18 protein-coding genes are annotated in these 23,062 nt (G+C 59.1%); 10 read left to right on the top strand and 8 right to left on the bottom strand.

Translation table 11 applies throughout. The features are described from left to right. Positions 1-108: 108 nt before the first annotated feature. A complete protein-coding gene (locus AC0JZ4_RS25345; protein WP_471889285.1) occupies positions 109-396 on the bottom strand; it encodes a hypothetical protein in 288 nt (95 codons plus the stop codon). Positions 397-617: 221 nt separating this feature from the next. On the opposite strand from AC0JZ4_RS25345, the gene AC0JZ4_RS25340 reads away from it, so the two are divergent. After that, positions 618-1,013, top strand: coding sequence for a DUF1236 domain-containing protein (locus AC0JZ4_RS25340; RefSeq protein ID WP_471889284.1), 396 nt, complete (start codon positions 618-620; stop codon positions 1,011-1,013). A gap of 283 nt (positions 1,014-1,296) precedes the next feature. Here the strand turns inward: AC0JZ4_RS25340 and AC0JZ4_RS25335 are convergent, their stop codons facing one another. After that, a complete protein-coding gene (locus AC0JZ4_RS25335; protein ID WP_471889283.1) occupies positions 1,297-2,781 on the bottom strand; it encodes an HWE histidine kinase domain-containing protein in 1,485 nt (494 codons plus the stop codon). A gap of 112 nt (positions 2,782-2,893) precedes the next feature. Next, a complete protein-coding gene (locus AC0JZ4_RS25330; protein ID WP_471889282.1) occupies positions 2,894-3,319 on the bottom strand; it encodes a response regulator in 426 nt (141 codons plus the stop codon). A gap of 197 nt (positions 3,320-3,516) precedes the next feature. Here AC0JZ4_RS25330 and AC0JZ4_RS25325 point away from each other — a divergent pair, with 197 nt between their 5' ends. Together AC0JZ4_RS25325 and AC0JZ4_RS25320 are read left to right on the top strand one after the other, a co-directional pair. After that, positions 3,517-6,669, top strand: coding sequence for a PAS domain-containing protein (locus AC0JZ4_RS25325; protein ID WP_471889281.1), 3,153 nt, complete (start codon positions 3,517-3,519; stop codon positions 6,667-6,669). Between the two features lie 87 nt (positions 6,670-6,756). After that, entirely contained in the window at positions 6,757-8,913 is a 2,157-nt protein-coding gene (locus AC0JZ4_RS25320) for a PAS domain-containing sensor histidine kinase (RefSeq protein WP_471889280.1), read from the top strand. Here the strand turns inward: AC0JZ4_RS25320 and AC0JZ4_RS25315 are convergent, their stop codons facing one another. From AC0JZ4_RS25315 to AC0JZ4_RS25295, 5 genes are all read right to left on the bottom strand, one after another. Next, positions 8,914-9,261: a response regulator gene (locus tag AC0JZ4_RS25315; RefSeq protein WP_112456468.1), complete on the bottom strand. Its 348-nt coding sequence runs from the start codon at positions 9,259-9,261 to the stop codon at positions 8,914-8,916. Next, positions 9,261-10,766: a sensor histidine kinase gene (locus AC0JZ4_RS25310; RefSeq protein ID WP_471889279.1), complete on the bottom strand. Its 1,506-nt coding sequence runs from the start codon at positions 10,764-10,766 to the stop codon at positions 9,261-9,263. The genes AC0JZ4_RS25315 and AC0JZ4_RS25310 overlap by 1 nt, the downstream gene beginning before the upstream one ends. Before the next feature lie 162 nt (positions 10,767-10,928). Beyond that, positions 10,929-13,208: an FdhF/YdeP family oxidoreductase gene (locus AC0JZ4_RS25305; protein WP_471889278.1), complete on the bottom strand. Its 2,280-nt coding sequence runs from the start codon at positions 13,206-13,208 to the stop codon at positions 10,929-10,931. 74 nt (positions 13,209-13,282) lie between these two features. Beyond that, positions 13,283-14,359, bottom strand: a complete 1,077-nt coding sequence (locus AC0JZ4_RS25300) for a catalase family protein (RefSeq protein WP_471889277.1) — start codon at positions 14,357-14,359, stop codon at positions 13,283-13,285. Positions 14,360-14,402: 43 nt separating this feature from the next. Further along, the gene (locus tag AC0JZ4_RS25295; protein ID WP_471889276.1) at positions 14,403-15,503 is read right to left on the bottom strand and encodes an NAD(P)-dependent alcohol dehydrogenase; all 1,101 of its coding nucleotides are present in this window, start codon (positions 15,501-15,503) and stop codon (positions 14,403-14,405) included. Between the two features lie 376 nt (positions 15,504-15,879). Between AC0JZ4_RS25295 and AC0JZ4_RS25290 the strand changes: the two genes are divergently transcribed. The 7 genes from AC0JZ4_RS25290 to AC0JZ4_RS25260 all read left to right on the top strand — a co-directional run bounded on the left by AC0JZ4_RS25290 (position 15,880) and on the right by AC0JZ4_RS25260 (position 23,060). Further along, positions 15,880-16,995: a Gfo/Idh/MocA family protein gene (locus AC0JZ4_RS25290; RefSeq protein ID WP_112456464.1), complete on the top strand. Its 1,116-nt coding sequence runs from the start codon at positions 15,880-15,882 to the stop codon at positions 16,993-16,995. Between the two features lie 328 nt (positions 16,996-17,323). Further along, a complete protein-coding gene (gene paoA, locus AC0JZ4_RS25285) occupies positions 17,324-17,959 on the top strand; it encodes an aldehyde dehydrogenase iron-sulfur subunit PaoA (protein WP_112456463.1) in 636 nt (211 codons plus the stop codon). After that, positions 17,956-18,912 (top strand): FAD binding domain-containing protein, encoded by a 957-nt coding sequence (locus tag AC0JZ4_RS25280; RefSeq protein WP_471889275.1) that lies wholly within the window; start codon positions 17,956-17,958, stop codon positions 18,910-18,912. Before paoA ends, AC0JZ4_RS25280 begins: the two co-directional genes overlap by 4 nt. Further along, on the top strand, positions 18,909-21,113 hold the full coding sequence (gene paoC / locus AC0JZ4_RS25275) for an aldehyde oxidoreductase molybdenum-binding subunit PaoC (RefSeq protein ID WP_112456461.1): 2,205 nt from the start codon (positions 18,909-18,911) through the stop codon (positions 21,111-21,113). The genes AC0JZ4_RS25280 and paoC overlap by 4 nt, the downstream gene beginning before the upstream one ends. Positions 21,114-21,465: 352 nt before the next feature. Then, entirely contained in the window at positions 21,466-21,762 is a 297-nt protein-coding gene (locus AC0JZ4_RS25270) for a PRC-barrel domain-containing protein (RefSeq protein ID WP_112456460.1), read from the top strand. 79 nt (positions 21,763-21,841) lie between these two features. Next, the gene (locus AC0JZ4_RS25265) at positions 21,842-22,720 is read left to right on the top strand and encodes an SDR family oxidoreductase (RefSeq protein WP_471889274.1); all 879 of its coding nucleotides are present in this window, start codon (positions 21,842-21,844) and stop codon (positions 22,718-22,720) included. A 160-nt stretch (positions 22,721-22,880) separates the two neighbouring features. Next, positions 22,881-23,060, top strand: coding sequence for a hypothetical protein (locus AC0JZ4_RS25260; RefSeq protein WP_112456458.1), 180 nt, complete (start codon positions 22,881-22,883; stop codon positions 23,058-23,060). Positions 23,061-23,062: the final 2 nt, after the last annotated feature.

Here is a 23,062-nt window from a genome sequence, read left to right as displayed (position 1 = left end):
CACCCTCAAAGCTATCGTGCAAAATCTTCACGTAGTGGCCCCGAGGGCCGGCCTGGACGGCACCCGTGACGAGCAAGAGTTTATCGCTGCCGCTGAGAAATGGTTTCGCTAACCTTCTCCAGGATCGCCCGTTGATCGCTCACGGACGAATTTCCAGGTCTTTCCCTCAATATCGGCCTGAACCACCTTGCCGGGCATCTGCCCGAGGGCAGCAGACAGCGCGGTCAGCCCGCCGGGGCTCGTTAGGAAATCAACGAATTTTTTTCGTCTTTCTTGGGCCGCATCAAGGCAAAATCCATGCAGGACGCCAAGCTCGACGCTAGGCCGAGGCGTGATATCGCGCAGGCTGTCGACGACCTCCTCTACGAAGTCGAAGAAGGACGGGGGTGCTGTCATTCAATGCCTCAACTTCCAGGAATAAGACTACGGCGGAATGGTGCTCTAATGCCCCGCGCCTTATCCGGTTCCGCATGCGCCATGCTGCGTACGAACGTGTGGGGTGGGATCCACGCGAACAACCTCCCGCGCATGGAAAAAGCAGCCCACTTGGCCGTTACTGGAACCGACTTGTCGGAGCCGCGTTGTTGAGCGCGCTTCAAGCGCCAAGGGAGAGATTCATGTCAATTAAACGTCTTGTGCTCGTTGTGGCGGCCGTTCTTGCCGCAGGTACGGCTTTCGCTCAGAACTCAACCGTAACCGGAGCTGCCGGCGGTGCGGTGACTGGTGCTGTGGTTGGCGGGCCGATCGGAGCTGCGGTTGGGGGCGTCGTCGGCGCCATCGCAGGCACCGCAATCGATCCGCCGCCGGAGCGCGTCGTTACCTACGTCCGCCAGGCCCCGGCGCCGGTTGAACGCGTGGTCGTTCAGGAACGGGTCGTTGTCGGCGAACCTCTCCCACAGACAGTTGTCGTGCAGCAGATCCCGGAGGATCCGAAATACGGCTACGCTGTTGTCAACCAACAGCGGGTCATCGTCGAACCTTCGTCCCGCCGGGTCGTGCAGGTCATCGAGTGATTTGATAGATGGCCGGGCTTTGGCCCGGCCGCTGCCCGACTTTGGGGTCGAGACCCCCGCCGAGGAGTGCTCCAGAGGTGCATCTTGCGGGGTCGTGTCGCTTTCCAGCGTCTGACCACGGATGGACTGGCAGGGGTGATTAAGCGATAATCAGGAAGGTCGGTGCGGTATCGCCCCGGCCTTTTTGTTTCTCTGCCAATCTGTCTAAGATGTTCAAGTCGCGCCCTAGCTAGCTCAAAGGTTCGATGCGCTTTAAGCTAAACTGCGTTCGGGCCAGGCGCTATCACACCATTTCGGCTAGCTTGCCTTCAAGGCGAAACCGAACGCCTTCTGCATGGAAGTCCAACGTCGCGGCACCCTGGAAATAAGGCGCAACCATTTTCTTGATCAGTTTTGACCCAAAGCCCGTGCCCGAAGGTGTAGCAACCGCCGGTCCACCACTCTCTATCCATTCGAGAATGAACGCGCCCTCCGGCGATACGGTCCATTCGATCCCGACATTGCCGGCATCGCCTGACAATGCGCCATATTTTGCAGCGTTGGTCGCCAGCTCGTGAAGCGCGAGCGAAAGACCCAAAGCCTGGGATGCGGCCAGCAGGCGCGACGGCCCGCCCATGGTGACACGTCCGGTACCTCCGTCGTGCGGCGCCATGGCGCTGGCAATCACGTCGACGATGTCCGCCACAGAGCCTTCTGCGGCTGTCAAAATATCCTGCGCGCTTGCGAGTGCTGCAACACGTTTGGAGATGTTTTCCCGCCCCTGATCAAGTGACGTCGCCGTTTTCAACGTCTGGGAAACGATTGCCTGGACGACCGCCAGGGTATTCTTGATGCGATGAGCGGCTTCGCCCATGACCTCGGCTCGGCGCTGCTCTTCGGCCTTGCGTTCCGAGATATCCTTGCTGACAAAACCATAGCCCAAGAGATCGCCGACTTCGTCACGCATCGGAAATATCGAGTAAAGCGCAGGAACGCTCGCACCTGACCCAAAATGGCGAAGCCTCAATTCGCGCTCACAGCTCTCGCCAGCGCGGATCAACGGGATGACGTCTTCCCGGAAAATTTGGTGATGCTCTTCGGCAATATAGTCCCAGATCGAGGTGCGGAGCACCTCGTCAGCGGCCAATCCAACCAAAGCGCGTGCGGCATCATTTAAGAACAGCACGTGACCATGCGCATCTGCCATGCCGATAAAATCGGAGGCCTGCCGGACAACGCGCTCGAAATTGGCCTTTTCGCGCTCGGCTGAGCGGGCGCGGCGCAAAAGCTGTCTCTGCTGGGCGACGGTTCTGCGCAGTTCGAGTTGGGCCATTGCCTGACGTGCCAGGAAGCGCAGCATTTCCACTTGGGCCTGCGTGAACTCGCGCGGCTGGTAGTCCAGGACGCAGACCGTGCCGATCGGCAAGCCTTCCGGTGATTTCAGCAGAGCGCCGGCATAGGCCCTCAGCCCCGGCTCGCCGGTGACCAGCGGATTGCAATCGAAACGGTGATCCTTGGTGGCGTCGGGAATGACGAGGATATCTTCGGACAGGATAGCGTGCTGACAGAAGCCTGTTTCGAGCGGTGTCTCGCGAACCCCGAGCCCGACTTCCGCCTTGAAGAACTGCCGGGTACTGTCGACAAGATTGACCACCGCAATCGGCGTTGCGCAAAATTCCGACGCGACCTTGGCGAGATCATCGAAATCCTGCTCGCGTGGTGTATCCAGCATGTCGTAGGAGTGGAGCGCAGCCGACCGTTCGGTTTCATCCCAGTTGATCTGCTTCACGCCCATTCCATCCAATTGACCAGTCCCCGCCACACCAAGAGCGATGATCGAAACATAGCGGCCTGCCTTCAGATAAAAAAGGGGACAGAAGCTTTGACTGGCCTTGAATCGATCAGTGAGCGAAGATTCTTAGTTTCCTGGGTGGAACAGGCGCGGATGTTCCGGATCGGCAGTCGGCGACGAACTGAATTGCCTCTATCATCTCGAGATCCATCATCGGCTTTTCCATGACACCAAGCGTTCCGTTGACGCCGGCTCCGAGTGCCGAAGGATCGCTGGTCATAAACAGCACGGCGACATTGGCGTTGGCCATCTGTCGTCCGATGTCGGGGCCGGTGGCGCCATCATCAAGGTTGACGTCGACAAGGGCGATGTCTGCGGTATCAAGATATTTCAGCGCGTCGGTTGCATTGCTGGCGATCCCGATCGTGCAATGTCCAAGTGCTTCGACGGCATCTTCGACACCCATAGCGAGAATTGGCTGGTCTTCGACGATGAGGACATTGTACGGCATTTTTCTTCTCTCGTGGGTCGCCATACGTTGGCTGGTATAGGCCGAACGCCCGGAGTTGCCAGGTGTTCCTTGTCAGTGTTCAACGAGCTCGCTGCGATTTTTGCGGGAAGAGTGACGTCGCACTGCAATTTTGTATGGAAACCCCTGGCTGTATACGAGGGATTTCAGATAAGCCCTGTGTCAATTGTTGACACAGCCTGCGCAACCTGCGAGCAGAAATCATGACCAATAGACTGTCTCGCAACGTTTCGCTCACCTCCGAACTGGAAGGCTTTATCAACGACTGCCTTGCGTCGGGTGATTACACCAACGCCAGCGAGGTTGTCCGCGCGGCATTGCGAACCCTTCGGGACGGCGCAAGTGCCGCTCGGCCGTTGCCAGCGGTATGGCCGATCGGCGGCGGCGAGTGCGGGCAGATCATTCGTGCTCACGACTGGGCAGCCACTGCCTTGGGCCCAATGCAAAACTGGTCGGTCGAACTCAGAACGACGGTTGCCAATGTCGTCAATTCCCCGGTCGCCAAGGTCCTGATGTGGGGCGACAGCCACGTGATGATCTACAACGACCGCTACAGCGAGATCGCGGGTCCAAACCACCCGGCGGCCTTGGGCGGCACGGTGCCCGGCATCTGGCCGGAAATCTGGGACTGGAACCGGGAGATGCTGGAGGCCGGTCATCGTGGCGAGCTGCGCTCCTACCGCGATCAACCGATGACGCTGGTCCGCGACGGTGTGGCGAAGACATTCATTTTCGACCTCTTCTACACCCCGGTTTATGAGGCAGACGGATCGATCGGCGGGGTTCTTTGCACGGTCGTCGACAACAGCGATCGTTCACAGATGGAAGCAAGGATTGCGGCGAGCGCCGCCGAGCTCCGACGTGTCACAGACGCGGTGCCAATGCTGATCTCCTATGTCGACCGTGAGCATCGCTATGGTTTTGCCAATGCGACCTACGAGCACTGGTTTGGGACAAAGCCTGAGGATCTGGTGGGACGGCCTGTCGTCGAGATAATTGGCGAAAAGGCCTATGAGAACCGCAGGCCGGATCTGGATCGGGCGCTCGCGGGCGAGACCTTTTCCGCCGAGGTTGCCATCCCGCATGCAGGGAGCGCGCCGCGGCGACTGGAGATCCGCTACGTCCCTCATGTTGCGACCGATGGCTCCGTCCCGGGAGTTTATATCCTCGGGATCGACGTCGAGGAACGCGCCGTTCGCGAAGCTCAACTCGCTGCCAGCAACGGTCGCTTCCGCACGGCCATGGATGCGATGCATGGCGTCCTCTGGACCAACAGCGCCGATGGCCAGATGCTTGGCGAGCAGCCGGCATGGGCGTCGCTGACCGGCCAGGCTTACGAAGAGTATCAGGGATTTGGCTGGGCGAACGCCGTTCACCCGGAAGATGTCGGTGGTACCGTATCAGCCTGGGAGGAAGCGGTCGCATCCAAAATGATGTTCGTCTACGAACATCGTGTCCGTCGCCATGACGACACCTGGCGACGCTTCATGATCCGGGCACTTCCAATCCTGCGGTCGGACGGTTCGATCGTCGAATGGGTTGGCGTCCATACCGACATTACCCACCAGCGCGCCGCCGAAGAGGCCTTGCGTGAACATGCGGAAGCTTTGGCGCGGCAGGTTGGCCATCGTGAGCGTGCCGAAGAGCAGCTCCGGCAGCTCAACGAAAATCTCGAAGCCCGCGTCATCGCCGAAATCGGCGAACGGCGCCAGGCGGAAGCCAAGCTGGCCCAGTCACAGAAGATGGAAACCATCGGCAAGCTGACCGGCGGCGTGGCCCACGACTTCAACAATCTGCTGCAGGTCGTCTCCGGCAATCTCCAGCTTCTGTCCAAGGAAGTGGTTGGCAACGATCGTGCCGAGACCAAGATCGCCAACGCGATGGCCGGTGTCTCGCGCGGATCAAAACTCGCCAGCCAGCTTCTGGCCTTCGGCCGGCGTCAGGCGCTTGAGCCGAAAGTCGTCAATATCAGCCGCTTTGTGCGCGACATGGATGACATGATCCGGCGCGCGATTGGCGAAGCTGTCGAAGTCGAGACGGTCGTCGGTGGTGGCCTCTGGAACACATTCATCGATCCGAACCAGATCGAAAATGCGCTTCTGAATTTGGCCATCAACGCTCGCGACGCGATGCAGGGCGCCGGCAAGCTGACGATCGAACTCTCCAACGCGCATCTCGACGATGCCTATGCGCGTGCGCATGAAGAGGTGACACCCGGCCAATATGTCATGATGGCGGTCACCGATACGGGTTCCGGCATGCCGCGTGAGATCATCGAGAAAGTGTTCGAGCCGTTCTTTTCTACGAAGGCGGAAGGGAAGGGCTCGGGGCTTGGGCTTTCGATGGTCTATGGCTTCGTCAAACAGTCCGGCGGTCACGTCAAAATCTATTCCGAAGTTGGGCATGGCACGACGATCAAACTCTACCTGCCGCGTGCGCTTCAGGCGGAAGACGTCGAGGTTGTTGTCGATAATGGACCGATCGTCGGTGGAACGGAAACGGTGCTGGTTGTTGAGGATGATGCCGAGGTGCGCGACACCGTGATCGCGCTGCTGACCGATCTTGGCTACCGGACATTGAAGGCTGTCGACGCCGCGAGCGCGTTGACAGTCATCGACAGCGGCATTCCGATCGACCTGCTGTTCACCGACGTTGTCATGCCCGGCACGCTCAAAAGCCCCGAGCTTGCACGCAAAGCCAAGGAAAGGCTTCCCGATATCGGCGTCCTGTTCACGTCAGGCTACACGGAAAATTCGATCGTCCATGGTGGCAAGCTCGATGCAGGCGTCGAACTGCTGTCGAAACCTTACACCCGAGAAGCACTTGCTCGAAAGTTCCGGCATGTGTTGGCAAACCAGAAGCAGCGGGTGGTCGCACTTAAGCCAAAACCTGCGCAAATTCACCCCGATCCGGTCTCAGCACCGGCTCCCGGCCCGCACGAGAACGTGGATCGTCTGACGGTGCTGCTGGTCGAGGACGATCATCTCATCCGCATGACAACTGCCGATATGCTGAACGATGCGGGTTTCGTTGTGGTCGAAGCAGCAAGTGCCGAGGACGCAATCACGGCGTTGCAGACTGCACCGGTGGATGTCCTTGTGACCGACGTTAACCTGCCGGGCGCATCGGGCCCGGAACTGGCGGCCAAGGCGCGATCTATCAAGCCATCCGCGGTGATCATTTACGCAACCGGGGATCCGGGTGCGGTGAGGGGAGAAACCGGGGCCGTCGTTCTGGCAAAGCCGTATGATGCTCGACGGTTGGCTGCGGCAATCGCCGACGCTCGCGGTGGAACCGGACGGAGCGGCCTCGTCGGTAGCCGTCAGGCGCCCGATAACGAACAGGAAGAAGTCTAGGACCCAGGCCATGTCGGAGAGAGCGGACATAGTTGCACCATCCGTTGAGGACGCTCGCGCCGGGGCCCGGTCGAGAGGAGATGCCAATTGATCTCGGACCATCCTTCCTTGCCTCGGGAGCGGCTGCTCCAATCGATTATCGACAGCGCGATCGACTACGCCATCATCTCGATGGATCGTGATGGCCGGGTCACGACATGGAACGAGGGTGCGCGGCTGATCCTCGGCTGGGACGAGGAAGAGATGCTTGGCAAGCCTGCCGATATCTTCTTCACCCCGGAAGATCGCGCAGACGGAGTTCCGGAAAAAGAAATGGCTTCGGCTCTCGGCAAAGGCCGCGGCAACGACGAGCGCTGGCATATCCGACAGGATGGAACCCGTTTCTGGGCCTCCGGCGAAATGATGGCTTTGCGCGACGAGAACGATGCGGTGCATGGTTTCATCAAGGTTCTTCGCGACCGTACGACACAAAGGCAGGAAGAAGAGCGCCGACGCGCCGACGCCGAATTCATGCACAAGGTTCTGTTTTCCTCCGACGATTGCATCAAGGTCCTCGACCTCGACGCCAACCTGACATTCATGTCGGAAGGCGGGATGCGCGTCATGGAGGTCGATGACTTCAACAAGATCGCCGGTTGCCCTTGGCCAGACTTCTGGCAGCTTGACGGAAATACTGCGGCCAAGGCGGCGGTAGCCTCCGCCAGAGCGGGCGAAAGCGCTCGATTTATCGGGTTTGCCAACACGATGAAGGGGACCGGAAAATGGTGGGACGTGCAGGTCTCGCCGATGTTCGGGCCGGACGGAAAGCCAGAACGGATATTGTCGGTCTCACGCGACATCACGGCGACAAGGGTCGCCGAAGAAATTGCTGCGGAGAACGAGCGGCGGTTGCGGCTGACCCTGACCGCTGGTCGTCTCGGCTACTGGCATCTCGACCTTCTGACCGGTGACATGGAATGCTCTGATATCTGCAAGCAGAACTACGGATGTCCTCCAGACCGGACACTGACCTATGACGGCGTCCTGGAGGCGATCCTTCCTGATGATCGCAAGGGTCTGCAGGCAGCCATGCAAACGGCGGTCGATAGCGGTGGCGAGTTCGATATCCAGTACCGCATTCAGCGTGACGACGAGACTGCATGGCTACTGGTTCGTGGTCAGCCCTTGGTCGACAAAGACGGCCGCGTGACTGCAATGTCGGGTATTTCCCTCGATATCAGCGATATAAAGCGCGTCGAGGAACAGCTCGGTCGAAGTGAAGAGCGGCTCAGCCTCGCGCTCGGCGCCTCCAGCATGGTCGGCATCTGGGACTGGGATCTTGAAACCAACCTGATCTACGCCGACCCCAATTTCGCGGAAATCTATACGGTGGCGCCCGAGCGGGCCGCAGCTGGTGCGCCGCTCGAAGACTATATCAAGAATTTCCATCCGGACGACATGCCGGAGTTCCAAGCCGAACTCGACCGGCTATTTGTGGGGCAGGAAAGCTTCTCTAACGAGTATCGCATCCTGCAGCCGGACGGCGGGGTTCGATGGGTCCATGCGCGCGGACGGCTGATCCATGATGATATTGGCAAACCGGTCCGGTTTTCCGGGGCATCGGTGGAAATCACCGAAAGAAAGCAGGCCGAGGAAACACAACGTCTGCTCATGCATGAACTGGCGCACCGGGTGAAAAACACGCTGGCGGTCGTCCAGTCGATCGCCACTCAGTCGTTGAGGGGAGCCAGCAGCATGCAAGAGGCTGGCGAAAAACTTCAGTCGCGGATCGGTGCGTTGTCGAAAGCGCATGATGTCCTCATGCAGTCGAACTGGGTCAGCGCCTCGATCCGTGATGTTGTCGAGATGACGGCCAGCAATATCGGCATGGAAGACAATGATCGTCTCGTTGTTTCCGGTCCACCAGTATCGCTTGCACCGCAGGCGGCACTGTCGCTCGGGCTGGTGACCCATGAGCTGCTGACCAATGCTGTCAAATACGGCGCGCTGTCGAACACGACCGGACAGGTGGAGATCGCATGGGCTATCAAGTCGATCGACGGGGTTAATCATCTCGACTTTACATGGCGGGAAGTTGGTGGCCCGACGATTGTAGCGCCTGAACGGGTCGGGTTCGGATCTAGGCTGATCAAGTCCAGCCTCGGGGCCCTCGGCTCGGTCAGTGTCGCCTACAACCCTGAAGGATTGCTGCTTAGCTTTGTCGCCAAGTTCTCCGATATCGAGACGCAACCCATAGACAGTTGATCAGCAGGGGAGACGCCGGCTCAGAGCGCTGGCGATCTGCTCGGGCGAGAATGGCTTCTGCAAAATAGCGGCTTCCCGATACGGATCGGCCAACCCCGCCGCGCCGTAACCACTGGCAAACATGAACGGGATGCCCCGTTCCGTGAGTTGATCCGCGACAGGGAACGACTGTTTTCCAGCGAGGTTGATGTCGAGGATGGCAAAGTCGATATCTTCGCTTGCCGCCACGCTCATCGCCGTTTCGAGCCGCATCGCCGGCCCGATGACCTGATGACCAAGGTCGAGCACCGTGTCCTCGATGAGCATTGCGACCAGCATTTCGTCCTCGACGATCAGGATCCTGGCCATTACGCGCCTTCCACCGCTGGGCGATCGCTGATCGCGTCCAGGCTGGTTCGAAGCGTGAATGCGATACCGCTCGGTCGATAGTCCAGAGCGGCGCTTCCGCTCAGCTCAATCGGCAGCACCCTAAGCAGCAGCCTTGACCCGAACCCCTGGCGATTTCCTGTTCCGACCGCTGGGCCACCCTGCTCAGTCCAGGTGAGTACGAACGCGCCATCTGCCGAGATTGACCACTCTATAGCAACGCTGCCGTTGCTAACCGAGAGGGCTCCAAACTTGAAGGCGTTCGATTCGAGTTCATGGATCGCAAGAGCAATCGACAGGGCCGCATGCGGACCGACACGAAGCTTGGGCCCTGCAATGTTAATGGTGCCGCGCCCTGGCTGCTGGAAGGTCTCAAGCGAACTGGCGATCATCGTCTCGAGATCAGCGCCATCCCAGTTCTCGTCGGTGAGAATGTTATGGGCACGCGAGAGAGCCAAGATGCGCGCGGTAATCGCCGACGATGCTTCCTCTTTGGTTTGCGGGCCGCGTAGCGTCTGCGAGACGAGCGACTGGATCGAGGCGAGCGTGTTTTTGACGCGGTGGTTCAGCTCGTTGATCAGGAGCTTCTGGTGGTTTTCGGCGCGCACGCGCTCAGTGACATCAGAGCCCTGGATGAAAATGCTTGTGACCATGCCGGACTCGTCCCGGATGGGCTGATAGACGAAGTCGACGAAACGCTCTTCCATCGGTCCGCCTTCCGACCACCGAAACAGCACCCGCTCGGACATTCTCCGAACTGTTGCGCCGGACTGGAATACCTCATCCAGAAGGGCGGCATAACCTTGCTCCGCAATCTCGGGGAGTGCTTCTGCAAACGAACGCCCTTCGACATGCCGTCCGCCGATCACCCGCCGGTATTCGGGGTTGATCATGACAAAGCGATGATCTGGCCCACTGACCATCGCCATGAAAGTTGGGGCTTGCTCGAAGAGATCCTGCAGACGTTGGGATTCTTCGCGGTTTCTTCGCTCGGCCAGCACCCGCTCTGTCGTTTCGACAACGATGGCGATGACGCCCGCCGGCTTGCCGCTTTCGTCGATAACCGGCGAGTAATCGAGATCCATCCAAACCTGTTCAGGAATGCCATTGCGATGAAGTGTCAATTCCTGGTCACGATAGGCGAGCGTCCTGCCCGACAAGCCGACCTTCATGACGTTATCGTTGAAGTCGGCGATCTCAGACCAGCCTTCACGCACATTCGACCCAAACAGTTTCGGATGACGATGGCCCGCAAACCCCGAATAGGCGTCATTGTAGATCATCACGCCCTCTTCGCCCCAGAGCATCACGATCGGAACGGGAGACTGCAAAAGCAGCGCAGTCGCCGTTTTCAGTGATTGCGGCCAAGTGGTTACGTTCCCGAGCGGGGTCGATGCCCAGTCGAAGGTTCGGATGATTCCGGAAACCTCGCCACTATGCCCCAGGAACTGGAAAATATCTGTCTGGGGACTAATATGCGAGGTCATTTGGTTCCTATTGAGCGGGCACTGGTCACGGCGAGTTATTGCAGTATGTCAAATATACAAGGCCGGTATGAACACAAACAAAACGCGCGCCCGAAACGTTCCCGCCGCTGGGTGAAGGACGAAAATTGGAACGGGTTCTTCATCCCAGCGAAGTCGTTGATCTTATTGAACCTCGATCCGAACCGGGATGGCTTTGGAAGCCGGCGTCTTTGACAGCTCATCGTGATGGTCGATGGCGTTCAGCACATTGGCTTCCGGGTAATAAGCACCAATCGTCCCGTTCGGCAGGTTATGCGCCCTGACAGTCAGGCCAGCAAGCTCTCGGCGGATCCCATCGCCGAAATCGCTGACCAGCGTCACCATCTGTCCTTCGACCAGCCCGGTGGCATCGATGTCGGACTTGCTCATCAACACGACGTCCCGCGTTCCCTCGATGCCGCGGAAACGATCGGAGTAGCCATAGATTGTCGTGTTGAACTGGTCGTTGGAGCGCATGGTGATCAACCGAAACCGGCCGTCGGCATCCGCGAACGACAAGGCGTTCAGTTGCTTTGGCGTGGTGAACACCGCCTTTTTCTCTTGCGTATTCCACACACGTTCGTGGGCATCGTTGCCGCGGTAGAAACCACCCGGCTGGAAGAGGCGGTCATTGTAGCCTTCAAAATCCTTGGGGTAGGTGAACTCGATCAGTTGGCGCACCAGACTGTAGTCGCCCTCCCATTCGTCCCATTTCAGCTTCGGGTTGGGCTCGAGGGTCGCTTTGGCAATCCCGGTCACGATCGCCAGCTCGCTTTTCAGGTGCTCGGACGCGGGCGTGCGTTTACCGATCGAGCCAGAAATATGAGAGAAGCTGTCCTCGGTGGAAACGGCTTGATTTCCTGTCGCCTGATCATCGATTTCCGCGCGTGACAGGCAAGGCAGGATATAGGCATTCTTCGCCGGAAACAGGTGGCTGCGGTTGAGCTTCGTGGACACCACCACCGTCAGTTCCTGTTTTGCCCAGGCCTTTTCCATTTCCTTCTGTTCCGGAACGGCGCGGACCAGATTGCCACCAAGGGAAATGAATGCCTTGATCTCGCCGGCCATCAAGCCCTTCACCGCATCCACGATCGTCGTTCCGTCTTTCATCGGCGGGTCGAAGTCGAACAACTGCTTCAGCTTGTCCATAGGGATGAGCTTCGTCTTCTCGGCTATTCCAACGGTCCGCTGGCCCTGGACATTCGAGTGCCCCCGGACCGGACAGCATCCGGCACCCTCCCGGCCGATATTGCCGCGCAGAAGCAGAAGGTTCACCACCATGGCGACATTGAGCGCGCCCTGGCTATGTTGCGTCAGGCCCATGCCATAGACGCCGATGACCCGTTCCGATGCGATGTAGATCTCGCCGGCGCGGCGGATGGCTGGCTCACCCAGGCCGCTCTCGCGCTCGATCTCTGCCCAGGTCGTCTGCCGGACCAGCGAGATGAATGTCTCCAGGCCGGTCGTGTGCTCATCGATGAAGTCGATGTCGACCACGCGCTTGGCGCCCGCGGCGACCGCCTTGTCGTCAGCTTCGACGACGACCTTGCAAAGCCCGAGGATGGCAGCGATGTCGCCGCCGGCTTGAACCTGGAGATACTCGTCGGAGATCTGCGTCTCGTGACCCGTCAACATGTCGACCGGGCTCTGCGGATTGACGAATGAGACTAGTCCCTGCTCGACGACCGGATTGAAGGTGACGATGCGCGCACCGCGCTTTTTCGCCTCCTGCAGCGGATGGAGGAAGCGTGGACTGTTCGAACCGGGGTTCTGACCGAAGAAGAAGAAGGCGTCGGCCTTTTCCAGGTCGTCCCAGACGATCGTGCCGACAGGTGACCCGATCACCTTGTTCAGCCCGACCGAAGTCGTTTCGTGGCACATGTTGGAGCTTTGCGGCAAGTTGTTGTTGCCAAAGACGCGGGCGAGCAGCCCGTAGAGGTAGGATGCTTCCAGCCCGGCATGGCCGGATGAGTAGAAGACCACGCTCTCTCGCGGCAGCGCTTTCAAAGTCACGCCGATCTTTTCGAAGGCCTCTGTCCAGTTGACCTCGACATATCGATCGGTTCCGGCATCGTAGCGCAAGGGATGAGTCAGCCGACCGGTCTGCTCAAGATCGTAATCCTTCCATGACCGCAGTTCCTCGACTGTATGATCGTGAAAGAAGTCGGGTGTGCACCGGGCGCTGGTCAGATCGGAAAGCGTTGCTTTGGCCCCGTTCTCGCAAAACTCGAACGGGTGATAGTTCACCGGCTTCGGCCAGGCGCAGGAGACGCACATGAAGCCGCCGGGCTTGTTCTGCCGCGCCAGCGTCTCCACCACGGCTGCAGGTGGCCTGGTGTCGCCATAGATGCGCGCGATGGACTTGACCGAGCCCCAGCCGCCGGAGGGGCCCTCGGATTCTGGGTTGGGGATCGTGTCTGCCATCGGTGAATTCCAATTGAGGGATGGGGATGGCGGGCTCTGCCAAAGGCGGCAGAGCCCGCGGATGACCGATGAGACTACTGGCGTGGCTCGTGAAACGGACAGCCGTTGAACTTCGCCCGGAACTGCGCGGAGTGCAGGTAGGTGTCCTTGCGGGCGCGGTTGATGCTGCCCAGCGGCTGGTGATCCGCAAGGCCGGTCCAGACGCTGAACCGCATCTCCTCATCGACCTTTTGAACCTTGGCGTCGCTCCAGCTATCCTGCGGCCCGGCGGTGACCGTCGCGACCGTGACGAAGGGTGCCTCGTCTTCCTTCCATTCCACTATCGGGTCCTCGATCGGCTGGGCTTCGATGTCACGACAGAGCTGCACCTGGAATTCCCATTCGCCGACCGTATCCTGCATCTCGGCCTGGACGGTTTCGCGGATCGCATCCTCGCGAACGCTGGCATCGATCTCGGTACCGGTGCGCTTGGTGAGGTCGGAAGATACGGGCTTCAGGCGAAATTTCGCGACATAATCCCCGTATCGAAATGGCGTGACGCTGAAATAGGTCTCGCCGAGCGGATCGACATTCGGCGCACCGCCGAGCGACTGCACGGTCGGGCTGGCGACCCCGACGGCTTCGAGGCCTTTGTTGACCGTCTGCAACACGCTCGACATCACGGTCTTGGTGCCCTCCATCCTGTCAGTCGTGCGCGCCAGCAGCTTCAAACTGGATAGGAACTTTTCAGGATTAGGCGCCTGGAATACCGGGCCGTTGACCATGACGAAGTCCTGCGTGTCGCCATCGGCGTCGGGAAGACGAAGCCCATCGGTGCCGACGACTTTCAATGCGAGCCCGCGCGGCAGCGCGATCGCGTCGGGAAGGATATCGCCGGCATTGGTGGAAAGCCGCATATAGACCGGATATTGGCCGGGTTTGGCGAACAGGCCCTGGGCAAGTTCCGGTGGCAGCCCCTCCCGGACCGTCATCCTGCCTTCGATGATGCCATGCGCTTTGGCATGCACGGACCGAACGGCATGACCGTAATCTTCGGCGGTCTTTTGCAGGATGATGTCGAACTGGTCGATGAGGCCGGAAACGGTTTCGGCTTCGTCGGAACTGATGGTTTCGAGATTGGGCGAATATCTGACCGGTGCGGACGTGGACATATATCGAGCTCCTTGATTGAAAGGTCGTGTGTGGCTGCGCTTATCAGGCGTTCGCCATTTCCTCGCGCAGGCTGGCGGTGTCGATCACGTAGCGGAACCGCACATCGCCTTTCTTGATCTTCTTATAGGCCTCGTTGATCTCCTGGATCGGGATGACCTGAACATCCGGCGCGATGCGATGTTCCGCACAGAAGTCCAAAATCTCCTGGGTTTCTGCGATCGAACCGATCAGCGAGCCGGCCAGCTTTTTCCGCCCCATGATCATTGCCTGGTTGTCATAACCCGGCATGGTGGCCAAAGCGCCCACCGCGACATAGGTGCCGTCGCGCTTGAGCAGCGGGGTGAACGTGTCGACCTTGTGCTTTTCCGGGATGGTGGAGAGGATAAAATCAAAGACTGCCTCGAGGTCCGCAAGGGCATCGCTATCGGTTTCGACCACCGCCTTAACCCCAAGCCGGCGTGCCTCTTCGACTTTCTCCTTCGTAGTCGTGAAGACGGTGACATCCGCACCCATCGCTTTGGCGATTTTCACGGCCATGTCGCCGAGGCCGCCGAAGCCGACGATACCGACCGTCTGGCCGGATTTGATGCCCCAATGCTTCATCGGCGAGTAGGTCGTCACACCGGCGCACAGAATGGGTGCCGCGGCTTCGATCGGGATGGAGGCGGGGATCTTGAGGACGAAATCTTGGCTGACGACGATCGTCGTTGAATAACCGCCAAAGGTGTTGTCGCGGCCATAAGAGTTCTGCCCGGTCTTTGCCATCGCGGCCGGTTTCATTGGGCCGTTATATGTGGCGAGCCACGAGTTCGGCCCCTCGCAATATTGTTCTTCGTGGTTGCGGCAAGATTCACATTCGCGACAACTGTCGATCATGCATCCGACGCCGACCAGGTCACCGACCGCATGGCGCGTAACACTGGTGCCGACCTTGGTAACACGTCCGACAATCTCGTGGCCTGGCATGCAGGGATAGACGGTGTTTCCCCAGTCGTTTTCGGCTTGATGCACGTCGGAATGGCAGACACCACAATAGACGATGTCGATCTCGACGTCGCTGGCGCCCGGTTCCTGGCATTCGAATTCGAGCGGCTTCAGCCGGCTGTAGGAATGCTTGGTGGCACAGCCGAGTGCTTTCGTCATTCATTTTGCTCCACTGCGCTGCTGTCTGCAGGTCGTGAGCAGAAAGCTCTGAAACGGGAAAAAGTTTCAGACAATTAGCCGAGCATGTGTCTGATATATCCAGCGCCATTTGCAGACGGATTGACGAGAAAGTCGGTGCGATTGCCTCAGGTTGCAATGCTCATTCTATCTAGCCGCCGGATCTAAGCCGCTGCAGTTCGCAATACACCCAGTTGCTCGCCGATGAGTGCAGCTTGCAAGCTGCCTTGGTGATGCTGCGGTGCAGCAAAAGCAATGTCAGCATCGGGAACCGTTTGGCATATGAGGCATTTGGCCAGGGTCTGTCGCGGTCATCGCGAAGGATCTCAAGAGACGTCAATCACGTAATCGGAAAATCATGACTTCAGTTTCAAAGAAAGTTCGCTACGCAGTGGTGGGCAGCGGCCAGATTTCGCAACAGGCGTTCATGCCCGGTATCGGCCAAACGAATAATTCACAGCTTGCAGCGCTTGTGACCGGCGATCCGGTGAAAGCGGACAAGCTCGCCAGTCGCTACGGCATCAAAGCCTGGTCCTACGACGATTATGGACAGCTTCTCAGCTCTGGCGAAATTGATGCCGTCTATATCGCGACCCCGAACGCACACCACACTTACCTTGCGGTCGATGCCTTGGCGGCCGGCATTCATGTCCTCCTGGAAAAGCCGATGGCTGCAAGCGTCGAGGATGCAGAGAAAATCCTTGAGGCTTCGACTACCAGTGCCGCCAAGTTGATGATCGCCTACCGCCTGCACCATGAGCCAGCGACCGTCCAGATGATCACACGAGCGCGAAATGGCGAGTTCGGAGATCTGCGGGCCTTCACATCGACGTTCGCGCAAAATGTTGCCGAGGAAAACTCTCGCGGTCACAACGGCTATTGGGGTGGCCCCGTCCCCGACATGGGTACGTATCCTTTGAATGCAGTTCGCAATCTGTTCGGCGAAGAACCGGTGGCGGTCCATGCCGTCGGCACAAAGGCCGCCGACCGTGGTTTCGATTTCCATGATACCGTCGCCGTGACACTTCGCTTTCCAAGCAAGCGGAGCGCGCAGTTCACGGTCAGCTATGCTACGGCCTCCGCCGAGAGCTTCACGCTTGTGGGGACAAAGGCGACCATCGTCGCGTCGCCCTGCTTCATGTTCGGTCCGAGCATTGGTATTTCCTATGTGGAAAAGACGGACGACGGGGAGAAAACGCACAGCTTCGACCCGGTTGAGCAGTTTGGTAACGAGACGCAATATTTCTCTGACTGCATCCTCAAAGGCACCGATCCGGAAGCCGATGGCGAGGAGGGTCTTATGGATATGCGGGTGCTTGCGGCTGTCGAGCAGTCTCTGAAGACAGGCGAGACTGTCGTATTGCCGCCGGCTCGGCGATCAAAGCAGGTTCAGCCCGAGCAGGCTCTGAAACTAAAGCCAGCGAAAGAGCCGTCCGAAGACGAAATGATCAGCATCATTCCGCAATCGAAATGATGTTTCGCGGCGCGGCTTTCCGGTCGCGCTCGTTCACCTGAAGTGCACCCGCCACGAGGAGCACGCAGACCGCTGTTTTTTCATCTCATTGGCATGCTCGGTGCAATGGCGATGTCTCCTGCCGATCACGAATTTGTTTTGTTCTGCTTTCCAGACGATTGGAACAACGATCTGAGCGTCGAGTTTCAAATTTCTGTCGGTTTAAGACAGACCTCCAACGATCGGAGACTGATTTGGGAACGCGCCGGTTCATGCCTCCACAGATCGTCACCTTTGCCATGTCAGCCTTCCGCAAGGTTGCCGTACTTCACAGCCAACGGAGCCGTTCATGATAGAAATTTGCCCGTTCGAAATATCACGCCGCGACCTGCTTGTGTCGTCGGCCGCTACCGCTGCATTCGCCTCGGTCGCAGGCAATGCCCACGCCCAGATATCAGGAAATGAAATGCAGCAAAGTTCGAATGTTTCATTCAAGGTAAACGGCGAAGAACACGCGCTGGAGCTGGATAATCGCACCACCTTATTGGATGCGCTGCGCGAACACTTGCACCTGACCGGTACGAAGAAAGGCTGCGACCACGGACAGTGCGGCGCCTGTACCGTCATGGTGGATGGCCGGCGGATCAACTCTTGCCTGACGCTTGCGGTGATGCATGACGGTGATGAGATCACCACGATCGAAGGCTACGGCCGTCCGGGCAACCTGCATCCGATGCAGGTTGCTTTCGTCAAGCATGACGGGTTCCAGTGCGGTTACTGCACCCCCGGACAGATTTGTTCCTCCATCGCTGTGCTTCAGGAGATCGAAGCGAATATCCCGAGCCACGTGACCGGCGATCTGACCGAAAAAGCCAGCGTCACGTCTGCCGAGATCCGCGAACGCATGAGCGGCAATATCTGTCGATGCGGCGCCTATTCCAATATCGTCGAGGCGATCACCGAAGTCGCGGGGAGCAAAGCATGAGAGCCTTCACTTTCGAACGTGCGGAATCGGTCCGCGCTGCAGCTGAGTCCGCGTCGAACAATCCCGAAGCCAAGTTCATTGCGGGCGGAACGAATCTGCTGGATCTGATGAAGCTCGAAATCGAGGTGCCGACGCATCTGATCGACGTCAACGGCCTCGGTCTCGACAAGATCGAGGTCACGTCGGAGGGCGGCCTGCGTATCGGCGCCATGGTTCGCAACACAGACCTGGCATCCCATGAAACCGTTCGGCGAGACTACGGACTGCTGTCGCGGGCGCTTGTCGCCGGCGCTTCGGGACAGCTTCGCAACAAGGCGACGACGGCGGGTAATCTTCTGCAGCGGACACGCTGTCCCTACTTCTACGATACCGCCCAATCCTGCAACAAACGGATGCCGGGCAGCGGATGCTCGGCGATCGGCGGAGTGACACGACAGCTCGGTGTGATCGGCACAAGCGAGGCCTGCATCGCAACCCATCCGAGTGACATGGCGGTCGCCATGCGCGCACTTGACGCCGTGGTCGAAACAACCAGGCCCGATGGCACGAACCGCAGCATCCCGATCTCCGACTTCCACCATCTGCCCGGCGACTCGCCGCATATCGAAACGGCGCTGGAGAAGGGCGAGATGATCACGGCGGTCACCTTGCCGAAGCCGGCGGGTGGCATGCACATTTATCGCAAGGTGCGTGACCGTGCCTCCTATGCATTCGCGTTGGTCTCGATCGGTGCGATCATCCAGGCGGACGGTACAGGAAGGGTCGCCGTTGGCGGCGTTGCGCCTAAACCGTGGCGCGTCGATGCTGCGGATGCGGCTTTGGCCAAGGGCGCTAAAGCCGCGTGTGCTGAGCTCATGGCCGATGCGCGGCCGACTAACGACAACCGCTTCAAGATTGCGCTCGTCGAGCGAACGCTTGCCGCCGTGATCGAAGAGACGAGGGATAAGCCATGAAGTTCGAAAAGCCAGCCACAACCAACCCTATCGACAATCTCACAGTTGTCGGAAAGCCCATCCATCGCATCGATGGCGAACTGAAGACGACAGGTCGGGCGAAATATGCCTATGAGTGGCATGATCCTGACATCGACTACGCCTATGGCTACCCTCTCGGCTCGTCCATCGCAAAAGGCCGGATCAGGTCAATGGATACGGCCGCCGCGAAAAAGTCGCCGGGCGTCATCTCCGTCGTTACGGCACTGGATGTCGGCAAGCGCGATCTCGGCTCCAAGAACACGGCAAATTTGTTCGGGGGCGATGAAGTTCAGCATTATCATCAGGCGATTGCTATTGTCGTCGCGGCAACATTCGAGCAGGCACGAGCGGCCTCCGCGTTGATCAAGGTTGATTATGCAGTCGGCGAAGGCGTCTTCGACCTGAGCACGGCAACCAAGGATGCCAAGAAGCCGAAGGCGGAAGGTGGGACGGAACCCGACAGCAGCGTCGGCGATTTCGAAGGCGCCTTCGCAAATGCTGCCGTTAAGCTTGACGCGACATACACCACGCCGGACCAATCGCATGCAATGATGGAGCCGTTCGCGTCGATTGCCGCCTGGAACGGTGACGAGCTGACGGTCTGGACCTCCAGCCAGATGATCGACTGGTGGCGGACCGATCTCGCCACGACGCTCGGCATCGATAAGGAGAAAATCCATCTAATGTCGCCTTTCATCGGCGGCGGGTTCGGCGGCAAGCTGTTCCTGCGCTCAGACGCCGTTATGGCGGCGTTCGCGGCCAAAGCCGCTGGTCGACCGGTTAAGGTTGCGTTGCCGCGTCCCTTCCTCGTCAATAACGCGACCCATAGGCCAGCAACGATCCAGCGCATCCGCATCGGGGCCACGCGTGACGGCAAGATCACCGCCATCGGCCACGAGAGCTGGTCAGGCGACCTGCCCGGCGGCCAGCCCGAAACCGCCGTCATGCAGACACGGCTTCTCTACGCTGGCGAAAACCGGATGACGGCTATGCGGCTTGCAACACTTGATTTGCCGGAAGGCAACTCGATGCGCGCGCCCGGCGAAGCACCGGGTCTCATGGCGCTTGAGATCGCAATCGACGAAATAGCGGTCAAGCTCGGCATGGATCCCGTCGAATTCCGCATCCTGAACGACACCCAAGTGGACCCGGAAAAGCCGGGACGTAACTTCTCGCATCGTAACCTGGTGGGCTGCCTGACGCTTGGAGCGGAGAAATTCGGATGGAACGCCCGCGGCAAGCCGGGTACAAAACGCGAAGGCGGCCAGTTCATCGGTCTCGGCATGGCGGCCGCATTCCGCAACAATCTCGTCATGCCATCGGGCGCCCGCGTTAAGCTGGATGCGAGGGGCGACATCACCGTCGAGACGGACATGACCGATATTGGCACCGGCAGCTACACGATCTTGGCGCAGACCGCAGCGGAGATGATGGGCGTGCCGATGGAAAAGGTTGGTGTTCATCTCGGTGATTCTCGTTTTCCGGTTTCGTCCGGTTCCGGTGGCCAATTCGGTGCCAACTCCTCGACGTCCGGCGTCTATGCCGCATGCGTCAAGCTCAGGGAAGCCGTGGCACAAAAGCTGGGATTCAATTCGCAGGACATCGAATTTGCCAACGGCGAAGTACGCTCCGACAACCGCGTCGTGCCGCTCTCCCAGGCAGCTGGGCCGGAAGGACTTGTCGGCGAAGACACGATGCAGTGGGGTGATCTTGAGAAGACGTACCAGCAATCGACCTTTGGCGCGCATTTCGTCGAAGTCGGCGTCGATGTCGCGACCGGCGAAGTACGACTGAAGCGCATGCTCGCGGTCTGCGCGGCTGGCCGGATCCTCAATCCGATCACCGCACGCAGCCAGGTCATCGGCGCCATGACGATGGGAGCAGGGCTGGCCCTGTCGGAAGAACTGTCCGTCGACAAGCGGCGCGGCTTCTTCGTCAATCATGACTTGGCCGGGTATGAGGTTGCCGTTCATGCCGACATACCCCATCAGGACGTGATCTTCATGGACGAAACCGACCCGATTTCTTCGCCTATGAAGGCCAAGGGTGTAGGTGAACTTGGCCTTTGCGGCGTCTCGGCAGCAATCGCGAATGCCGTATACAATGCGACCGGTATTCGCGTTCGGGACTATCCCGTCACGCTCGACAAGCTCATTCATGAGTTGCCAGAGGTCGCTTGAGAAGAACCATCTCGCTGAGCATTGAACTTTGACGAGGTACCAATCGGCTCTTCCCCGGCCGTTATTGACCTCATTTGAAGCCTGCTGCACCACTTCCTGCGGCAGGCTTTTTTGTTACAGACTATCGTTCGGCAGCATAGATCATTGAAGACGCTGTGCCATAACTCCGTAACGCAACTGCGGTGAAGGTTTCGAAGGACTAAACCTCCTCAGATAGGGCGAGGGTTTGGGGTTCTAAGATGTCCTCGGTCGATGCTCGTCATAAACATCGGCTTGTCGGAAAACGGCGATCGGAACAATATCAGCTATGACGATGTTTTCTCTGTCCAAGCAATAAGAAGGAGGAAACACAATGGACCATACCAATCACATTCGCCTTGCGCCGACCGAGCTCACCCCTGCAATCCTTGAGGGCGCCACGATCTACGGCGCTGATGACCACAAGGTCGGAAAGCTGGATCATGTCCACGGCGTAGGCGCCGCGGAGCAGGCGATCATCGACGTCGGCGGCTTCCTTGGCATCGGCGCCAAGCCTGTCGCCGTGCCGCTGTCTGACCTTGAGTTCATGCGCGACGAGGATGGCGACGTCCATGCCGTGACGAGCTGGACGAAGGATCAGCTGAAAGACATGCCTGAACACAAGCACTAACCCCTGATAGCCCGGCCTTCGCGCCGGGCTTTTCATATGCCGCGTAAGCGGTGTGCCGTCTGCAGCAGAGGAACAATCGATGACGATCGACCCGACCACGCAATATCCCAAGCCGCCCTTTGACAAGCAGACGCAGCCGTTTCCGGGCCTTGCAGGCGAGATGAACCCGAAACCGGATCACGGCGAGCAATCCTATGTCGGCTCCGGCCGGCTGGCTGGCAGGAAGGCGCTGATCACCGGCGGTGATTCAGGCATGGGGCGGGCCGCCGCGATCGCTTATGCCCGGGAAGGCGCTGATGTCGCCATCAACTATCTGCCAGACGAAGAGGCCGATGCCCAGGAAGTCATCGCCCTCATTAAAAAGGAAGGGCGCATCGGGATAGCGCTGCCGGGTGACTTGCGCGATGAGGCCTTCTGCCAACAGCTCATCGAAGATGCGGTCGGTGCGCTCGGCGCCTTGGATACGCTGGTCAACAATGCCGGCCGGCAGCAGCAGGCACAGTCGATCTCAGACATTACGTCTGAGGCGTTCGATGCGACGATCAAAACGAACATTTACGCGATGTTCTGGCTGACCACGGCGGCTCTGAAACATCTAAAGCCCGGATCGGTGATTATCCAGACCACATCCGAGCAGGCCTATGACCCGTCGGCAAACCTCGTGGACTATGCCATGACCAAGGCCGCCGGAATGAATTTCACGAAATCGATGGCGAAACAGCTCGGCCCGAAAGGAATCCGTGTGAATGGCGTCGCTCCGGGTCCGATCTGGACGCCGTTGCAGGTCGCAGGTGGCGCTACCATGGAAAAACTGCAGGGTTTTGGCGGCGACACGCCGATGGGCCGCCCTGGTCAGCCGGCGGAGCTGGCATCGATCTATGTGCAGCTCGCTGACCCCAAGGCAAGCTATGCCAATGGACAGGTCTATGGCGCCGCCGGTGGTGGCGGCCAGCCATGACAGGCAACTGCCGTCGAGGACTCTGGCTTAGCCGCGCCCCTTTAGACGATCCGCCGATCACAGCCTAGAGGCGCGAGGTGGATGGGAACGTTGGGTCCTATGCCTCGTTACTCCCGCTCATTGGTCGCTGCTTTTGGCGGCGTAATTGTGGAGGCATCAAATGACCGACAAGAATGATGAGACGGGTCGCGACCTGCGGATAACGTGGTCAGCCGATCACTCCGGCGGTATGGCCGGGTCTGTAAAGCAGGCGAAAGAAGACAACGGATCGACGGCGCCTCGGGATGAAGGGATTCGTCCAGAGGACCTCGATACAGAAAACGACCAGGGCGCTTCGTGAGA

The sequence above is a fragment of the [Rhizobium] kunmingense genome, from assembly GCF_977018605.1.
The sequence above is the reverse complement of the archived record's forward strand: the minus strand, read 5'-3'. Positions and strand labels throughout refer to the sequence as shown.